The sequence below is a fragment of the Sinomonas sp. genome, from assembly GCF_036848755.1.
Lineage (GTDB): Bacteria > Actinomycetota > Actinomycetes > Actinomycetales > Micrococcaceae > Sinomonas.
In genome coordinates this window covers 1-5566 of the sequence record NZ_DAIUJO010000171.1, presented here as the reverse complement: position 1 = coordinate 5566, position 5566 = coordinate 1, and the positions used below count along the sequence as shown (strand labels likewise).

Genomic DNA, 5566 nt, shown 5'->3' with positions numbered 1-5566 from the left:
CGAACGAGATGTCCGGGATGATGAGCGCCTGGTACGTCCCCATCCAGCCGATGTTGGTGAACAGCTGGAAGAGCGGCGTGACGAGCGCGACGCCAGGGAACATCGAGGCCCCGAGGATGAAGCCCATGACCGCGAACTTGAACCGGAAGTTCAAGCGCGCGAGGGCATACGCGGCGAAGACGCCGACCACGAGGGCCACGACCGTCGTCACACCTGCCACGATGAAGCTGTTGAGCAGGTTCTGCGCGAAGTGGTTCCCGAGGCTGGTGTCGAACACCGTCCGGAAGTTGTCGAACGTGACGTGCGTGAAGAAGAACGTGGGATCGAACGTGTACCCCACGTCGCGGAAGGCCGTGACCACCATCCAGTAGAACGGTGCGAGGCACCAGATGAGGATGACGGCTGCGGCGATGTAGGTGCGGGTCGCTCCCCAGTCGTACTTGCGACGGCGCTCGGGGACCGAGACGGAACGCGATGCGGTGGCTGTTGCGGCGCTCATGTCACTTCTTTCCAGCCGAGGTGGCCGCGCCGACGGCGTTCGCGCCGAGGAAGCGGACGAAGATGAACGCGACGATGAAGATCACCAGGAAGGTGATCGTCGATAGAGCCGCGGCGCTGTTGAAGCCTTGGCGGATCTGGTCGACGACGAGGATCGAGAGCGTCGTCGTGTTGTTCGCGCCCTGAGTCATGATGGCCGGAAGGTCATACATGCGGAGCGCGTCGAGAACGCGGAACAGGATGGCCACCATGAGTGCCGGACGCACGAGCGGGAGCGTGATCTGCGTGAAGCGCTGGAACGTCGACGCGCCGTCGACCTTCGCGGCCTCGTACACCTCGTCCGGGATGAGCTGCAGGCCGGCGAGGATGAGCAGGGCCATGAACGGCGTCGTCTTCCATGTGTCGGAGATGATGATCGCCCAGCGAGCCGGCCATTCGGATCCTGTCCAGAGGATGTGGGTGTTGAAGAGCGTATTCGCTATCCCCTGGAACGCGAAGATGAAGAACCAGAGCTTCGCGGTGACAGCGGTGGGGATGGCCCACGGCACGAGGATGGCGGCCCGGACGACGCTGCGGCCGCGGAAGCTGCGGGCCATGATGATCGCCATCCAGAACCCCAGGACGGTCTCGAGCACCACCGTGATGACGGTGAAGAGGAAGGTCGTCGCCATGGCGCTCCAGAACTGCGATCCCAGTGTGCCGGGCGGGCAGGAGACACCGTTGCACTGCTGGGCGAGCCAGTGGACGTAGTTGTTGACGCCGGCGAACCCGCCTTGGACGAAGAAGCCCGACGACGACAGGCCCGCGTCGTTCTGGAACGACATGACGATGGCGTTGACGACCGGGTAGATGATGACGACGGCGAGCAGGATCAGGGTGGGAAGCAGCAGCATGGACGCCCAGCGGCCTTGGGTGACCAGCTTGCGGTCGGCGCTCTCCCTCCCTGGCATCTGGTGCGAAGACTTCGGGGCTGCCTTAGCCCTGGTCCTCGCCGGAACCTCGGTGGACATGGTGACTGACTCCTTTTCTCCCCCTGGGGCCGGGATGAGGGCGGTCCGGCACCACGCCGGCGCCGGACCGCCCTATATCACTCCTGCGGCTATTTCGCTCCGGCCGCTTGGAGCGCGGATTGCATATCGCTCAAGGCCTGATCAACCGACTTGTCGCCCTTGAGTGCTGCGTAGGCGTTGTCCTGGATGGCCTTGGTGACCGCCGGGTAGTACGGCGTGACGGGGCGCGGCACGGCGTTCTGGATGGAGGTCAGCAGGGTCGGCAGGTACGGGAGCTTCGCGGTGAGCGTCGGGTTCGTGTACAGGCTCGAGAGGACCGGGGCGAGCGAGCCCTGGGTCGCGTAGAACTGCTCGGTCTCCGAGCTCGTCATGAACTTCATGAAGTCAAGAGCGGTGGCCTTGTGCTTCGAGTAGACGCTCATGGCGACGTTGTGGCCACCGAGCGAAGACGCGCCAGGCTGACCGTTGGTCATGCCCGGGAGCGGTGCGATGCCGAACGAGTCCTTGACGACGGACGTGCCATCGGTCTTGGCCAGGTTGTAGACATACGGCCAGTTGCGCAGGAACAGGAGCTGGCCCGCCTCGAACGCCTGACGGCCTTGCTCTTCCTGGTAGGTGATGGCCTGCTGCGGGATGTTGCCGTCCTTGTAGGCCTGGACGAGGTTGTTGAGGCCGGTCTTCGCCTGGGCCGTGTTCACGTTGGCCTTGCCGGACGAGTCGACGATCTGGCCGCCCGCCGAGTTGATTGCCTCAGCGGCGTTCACGGTAAGGCCCTCGTACTGGGCGAACTGGCCCGCGTAGCAGCCAATGTTGTGCTGCTTCGCGACCGAGCACATGCTCATCATTTCGTCCCACGACTTGGGCGGGTTCGGGACGAGGTCCTTGCGGTAGTAGAGCAGGCCGCCATCCGAGGTCTGCGGAGCCGCGTACAGCGTGTTGTTGTAGGTCGCCGTCTTCACCGTGGCGGGCAGCATCTGCGAGGTGTCGAAGGCCATCGAGCCCGTGAGGGGCTGGAGCCAGCCCTTGGCCGCGAACTCCGCCGTCCAGACGACGTCGACGTCGACGACGTCATAGTTGGCGTCCTGGGCCTGGAAGTGCTGGACCAGATCGTCGTGCTGCTGGTCGGCTTGGTCCGACTGCTCCTTGAAGGTGACCTGTTCGTTCGGGTGCGCCGCATTCCACTTGTCAACGAGCGGTCGGACGACGTTGGAGTTGTCCTTGCCCTGAACGTAGGTGATGGGGCCCCGGCCGTCGGTGTTCTGGGTTGCCGCGTTGTTGCCTCCGCCGCCGCCGCCTGAACTGCCGCCGCAGGCAGAGAGCGCCAGGGCCAGCACGCTCGCCGTTGCCAACGGCACAGCGTACTTGGAGAACGTCTTTCTCATGCTCGACTCCCTTGTCTGTCGGGGCAGTCTTCGCCGCCCCCGGGGTGTGTGACGCACTTCACCCTAGGCTGTGCAAGAGCTGTGTGCAAGCGCTTACGCACGTCTTTTCCATTCCGTGATCAAGCGCGGAAAACTGGAGATTTCGGGCGACGGCGGGCTGCAGCGAGTCAGCGAACGCGCTCGGCGCGGCTGAAGCGCGCGCGGGGTCCTGACGCGATATGCAGCAGGACAGGGCATGGATGGCCGAACAGCAGGTCCATGCCACCGACGAGCCTCTCGACTTCCGTCGCGATGCTCTGTGGGTCGGCACCTTGGCGGCTCACGACCCGGACCCGCAGCGCGACCTTCCCCTCGAACTCGACGGCGGCGACCGAGGTGCCGAGCAGATCCTTGCGGGAAGCGAGGGCGGCTCGGAGCGCCTGGTCTGCCGTCGAGGCGGCAATGGCAACCCGGCCGCGGGCTTCGCCGGTCTCGGGGAGTCCGTGCTCGGCCGTCGGATTCGACCAGGCGATGAGGTCCCGCCGCCCAGTGCCCTGCAACGCCATCCAGCCGATCATCCCGAGGATCACCAACACGAGCAGGGCCATCGCGAGGAGCCACAGCCAGCTCACGCGCGTGTCCGGGATCCATGTCGAAGCGAACGCGCGGCCCGCGGCGAGCGAGGCCGAGGGCGCCCACCCGGTCCACCACTCCCCCACGGCCGGCACGGCCGCCAGCAGAATCATGAGGCTCCCGAGCGCGAGGACGATCAGCCCGAACACGAGGATGAGCAGGCGATTGAGGGTGCGTGGCGTGCCGTTCATGCGCCGACCACCCCCGTTCCCGCGACCCGCACCCGAAGGAGCGGATACGGCTGAGGACGGAGGCGACGGAGCTCGTCCTCCACGGCAGCCAGTACGGCCTCGGCGCTGACGGGGATCCCAGAGGTCGGGCGCACATTGACGATCGCCTCGTTGCGGGAGAGCACGACCGTCACCTGCTCTGGGCGGACAGTGGCCGCGCTCCGGGCGCGACGCGCGAGCGCGGAGGCGAGAACCTCGTCGTCGAGCACGACGGCGATCCGCCCGCCGGGCAGGGATCGGCGCCCCGAGCGGCCCCTGCGGAGCGCGACGAGCACGAAGATGAGCCCCACGACCGCGGTCACGAGACCAAGGAGCCCGAGGATGCCCCGGTCGGCGTCATCCGGCAGGCCGGCAACGAAACGGGCGGCGCTTTCGGGGTCGATGAGCCACGCGGGCTGGTTGATGGCCTGCAGGGTGGACTCGAGGAGGGCGTAGACGCACAGAAGCGTGACGATGAGAGCGACCATCGCGGATGCGAGCACCCTGCCCGAGCCGGTCTCCCTCCGGATTGCAGTTTCGAGGCCGTGGCGTGGCCCGGCGCTCGCCGGTTCTCGGCTTCCCGAGCCCGCGTCTGCCTCCTGGACGCTGGCACGGCCGGTCTGATCCCCGTCCTCCGGCCCTCCGTCGTGCTCTGTTCCTGGAGCGTCGACGCTCATGCGACCCGTGCCTTCTGCCCCAACGGCGGGCGGACCCCTGCAATCCGAATGTCGACGCGGCTCAGCTGCGCGCCGCTCAGGCCCGAGACTTGGTGGAGGATCGCTGCCTTCGCGGCGGTCGCTCGCTCCCAGACACTGCCGGCCGCCGCCACGACGTCCTCGACCCCGGCGACGTCGCCGAGGTCGGGAACGGCGATAGGCGAGATGATGCTCAAAGCCAGCAGGCCGGCGTCGTCGGTCCAGGAGGCTCGGACCTCGCCCGGCCGCACGCCGAATTGCTCCGCGGCCGCTGCCCGGGCGAGGCTCGTGAGGGCCTGCGTGCTCACGCGGTTGTGACCCACGAGCGTGCGAGTGGCGAGGGGGCTCTCGGTCACGACGACGAGCGCCTTCCGCTCAGCGCATCCCACACCCGGCGAAGGTCGACCTTGCCTTCAAGGACCCTGCCCAGAATCGCCCCGATGGCCATGAAGATGAGGGATCCGATGAAGCCCCAAGCCCCGAACTGGAAGGACATGAAGGCGACAAAGGCACCTATGGCGATGCCGATGACGGTGAGATTCACAGCACCTCTATTCCGGCCGGACCGGCCGAGCGCGGGGCCACGGGTGGCTCCGGCTGGCGCGCGTCGCCTGGCCTGCTCTCGCCGATGAAGACGTCGGCGATCTCAACGTTGACCTCGATGACTGTCAGGCCCGTGTACTCCTCGACCGCGCGGTAGACAGCTGCCCGCACGTCGTCCGCGAGCTTCTGCAGCGGCATCCCATACTTGGCGACCAGCGTGATGTCCACGGCCGCCTGCGTCTCGCCTGCCTCGGCTCGGACGCCGGCCGCGTGATCCGCCCCGACCGCGTCACGGATCGCGCCCAGCGTCCTCGACGGGGCGCTGCCCAGCGAGTGGACTCCGGGGACAGCCCGGGCAGCCGCGGCCGCAACCTTGGCCACAGCCTGTTCCTGGATGACGGTCCGGCCACCGGGTTCGGGCGGATCCACGGCGTACGCGGGCGGGCCCGGTCGCACCTCAGGGTATTGCTCCATTCCGTTCCCCTCGCCGTCCGCCTTGCCAGTGTGAGCCTGATCCCACCTTAGTACGGCTTAAAACACGAAACCCCCGATTTCTCGGGGGTTTCCTTGGTGGCTCCGACCGGCGTCGATCCGGTGACCTTTCGATTTTCAGTGAG

8 protein-coding genes are annotated in these 5566 nt (G+C 66.9%); all 8 read right to left on the bottom strand.

Going from position 1 to position 5566, the window contains the following annotated elements; translation table 11 throughout:
• Positions 1 to 499: carbohydrate ABC transporter permease (locus V7053_RS17680; protein ID WP_334173575.1), on the bottom strand; the 499-nt coding region annotated here is incomplete at its 3' end.
• A gap of 1 nt (position 500) precedes the next feature.
• Complete coding sequence (locus V7053_RS17675) at positions 501 to 1508, bottom strand: carbohydrate ABC transporter permease (RefSeq protein WP_334173574.1); 1008 nt, start codon at positions 1506 to 1508, stop codon at positions 501 to 503.
• A gap of 89 nt (positions 1509 to 1597) precedes the next feature.
• Entirely contained in the window at positions 1598 to 2890 is a 1293-nt protein-coding gene (locus tag V7053_RS17670) for an ABC transporter substrate-binding protein (RefSeq protein ID WP_334173573.1), read from the bottom strand.
• A 167-nt stretch (positions 2891 to 3057) separates the two neighbouring features.
• Entirely contained in the window at positions 3058 to 3693 is a 636-nt protein-coding gene (locus tag V7053_RS17665; protein WP_334173572.1) for a hypothetical protein, read from the bottom strand.
• Positions 3690 to 4388 carry a hypothetical protein gene (locus V7053_RS17660; RefSeq protein ID WP_334173571.1) on the bottom strand — a complete coding sequence of 233 codons (699 nt, stop codon included), beginning with the start codon at positions 4386 to 4388 and terminating at the stop codon, positions 3690 to 3692. Before V7053_RS17660 ends, V7053_RS17665 begins: the two co-directional genes overlap by 4 nt.
• Positions 4385 to 4762 (bottom strand): hypothetical protein, encoded by a 378-nt coding sequence (locus V7053_RS17655; RefSeq protein ID WP_334173570.1) that lies wholly within the window; start codon positions 4760 to 4762, stop codon positions 4385 to 4387. Before V7053_RS17655 ends, V7053_RS17660 begins: the two co-directional genes overlap by 4 nt.
• Entirely contained in the window at positions 4759 to 4950 is a 192-nt protein-coding gene (locus V7053_RS17650; RefSeq protein WP_334173569.1) for a hypothetical protein, read from the bottom strand. Before V7053_RS17650 ends, V7053_RS17655 begins: the two co-directional genes overlap by 4 nt.
• Positions 4947 to 5423: an Asp23/Gls24 family envelope stress response protein gene (locus tag V7053_RS17645; protein WP_334173568.1), complete on the bottom strand. Its 477-nt coding sequence runs from the start codon at positions 5421 to 5423 to the stop codon at positions 4947 to 4949. Before V7053_RS17645 ends, V7053_RS17650 begins: the two co-directional genes overlap by 4 nt.
• Between the last annotated feature and the right edge of the window lie 143 nt (positions 5424 to 5566).

Excerpts from the sequence above, each read along its gene's own strand:
- V7053_RS17675 (WP_334173574.1), bottom strand. The coding sequence starts at position 1,508 with ATGTCCACCGAGGTTCCGGCGAGGACCAGGGCTAAGGCAGCCCCGAAG.
- V7053_RS17670 (WP_334173573.1), bottom strand. The coding sequence starts at position 2,890 with ATGAGAAAGACGTTCTCCAAGTACGCTGTGCCGTTGGCAACGGCGAGC.
- V7053_RS17665 (WP_334173572.1), bottom strand. The coding sequence starts at position 3,693 with ATGAACGGCACGCCACGCACCCTCAATCGCCTGCTCATCCTCGTGTTC.
- V7053_RS17660 (WP_334173571.1), bottom strand. The coding sequence starts at position 4,388 with ATGAGCGTCGACGCTCCAGGAACAGAGCACGACGGAGGGCCGGAGGAC.
- V7053_RS17645 (WP_334173568.1), bottom strand. The coding sequence starts at position 5,423 with ATGGAGCAATACCCTGAGGTGCGACCGGGCCCGCCCGCGTACGCCGTG.